The 1,544-nt window shown below is 50.0% G+C and carries 1 rRNA gene; it reads left to right on the top strand.

Features of this window, described 5'->3' with window-relative positions:
- Positions 1 to 26 precede the first annotated feature (26 nt).
- Positions 27 to 1,544, top strand: a 23S ribosomal RNA gene (locus tag PX700_RS21945); the annotation flags it as partial.

Genomic DNA, 1,544 nt, shown 5'->3' with positions numbered 1-1,544 from the left:
CCATACGAAACCTCTTGGGGTTGTATGGTTAAGTGACTAAGCGTACACGGTGGATGCCTTGGCAGTCAGAGGCGATGAAAGACGTATTAACTTGCGATAAGCCCAGATTAGGTAGTAAAAACCTTTTGAGTCTGGGATTTCTGAATGGGGAAACCCACTAGCATAAGCTAGTATCGCTGCGTGAATACATAGCGCAGCGAGGCAAACCGGGAGAACTGAAACATCTAAGTACCCCGAGGAAGAGAAATCAACCGAGATCCCGAAAGTAGCGGCGAGCGAAATTGGGTTAGCCCTTAAGCTTTTAATGAGACAGGTGAAGCCTCTGGAAAGTGGCGCGATACAAGGTGATAGCCCTGTAACCGACATCTCATCATCAGTGAAAACGAGTAAGGCGGGACACGTGATATCCTGTCTGAATATGGGGGGACCATCCTCCAAGGCTAAATACTACTGACTGACCGATAGTGAACCAGTACCGTGAGGGAAAGGCGAAAAGAACCCCTGTGAGGGGAGTGAAATAGAACCTGAAACCGTGTACGTACAAGCAGTAGGAGCATACTTGTTATGTGACTGCGTACCTTTTGTATAATGGGTCAGCGACTTATATTCAGTGGCAAGGTTAACCGTTTAGGGGAGCCGTAGGGAAACCGAGTCTTAACTGGGCGTTCAGTCTCTGGATATAGACCCGAAACCAAGTGATCTAGCCATGGGCAGGTTGAAGGTTGAGTAACATCAACTGGAGGACCGAACCGACTAATGTTGAAAAATTAGCGGATGACTTGTGGCTAGGGGTGAAAGGCCAATCAAACTTGGAGATAGCTGGTTCTCCCCGAAATCTATTTAGGTAGAGCCTCGGACGAATACTACTGGGGGTAGAGCACTGTTAAGGCTAGGGGGTCATCCCGACTTACCAACCCTTTGCAAACTCCGAATACCAGTAAGTACTATCCGGGAGACACACGGCGGGTGCTAACGTCCGTCGTGGAGAGGGAAACAACCCAGACCGCCAGCTAAGGTCCCAAAGTTATAGCTAAGTGGGAAACGATGTGGGAAGGCTCAGACAGCCAGGATGTTGGCTTAGAAGCAGCCATCATTTAAAGAAAGCGTAATAGCTCACTGGTCGAGTCGGCCTGCGCGGAAGATGTAACGGGGCTAAGCTATACACCGAAGCTGCGGCAGTGCAATTTATTGTGCTGGGTAGGGGAGCGTTCTGTAAGCCGTTGAAGGTGTGTCGTAAGGCATGCTGGAGGTATCAGAAGTGCGAATGCTGACATGAGTAACGATAAAGGGGGTGAAAAACCCCCTCGCCGGAAGACCAAGGGTTCCTGTCCAACGTTAATCGGGGCAGGGTAAGTCGACCCCTAAGGCGAGGCTGAAAAGCGTAGTCGATGGGAAACGGGTTAATATTCCCGTACTTCTTATAATTGCGATGGGGGGACGGAGAAGGCTAGGTAGGCTTGGCGACGGTCGTCCAAGTTCAAGTGCGTAGGCTAAGAGTTTAGGTAAATCCGGACTCTTGTTAGGCTGAGACACGATGTCGAGCA

The sequence above is a fragment of the Pseudoalteromonas sp. TP27 genome (assembly GCF_056470645.1).
Note: the sequence above shows the minus strand (reverse complement) of the source record. Positions and strands in the feature narration are given on the sequence as shown.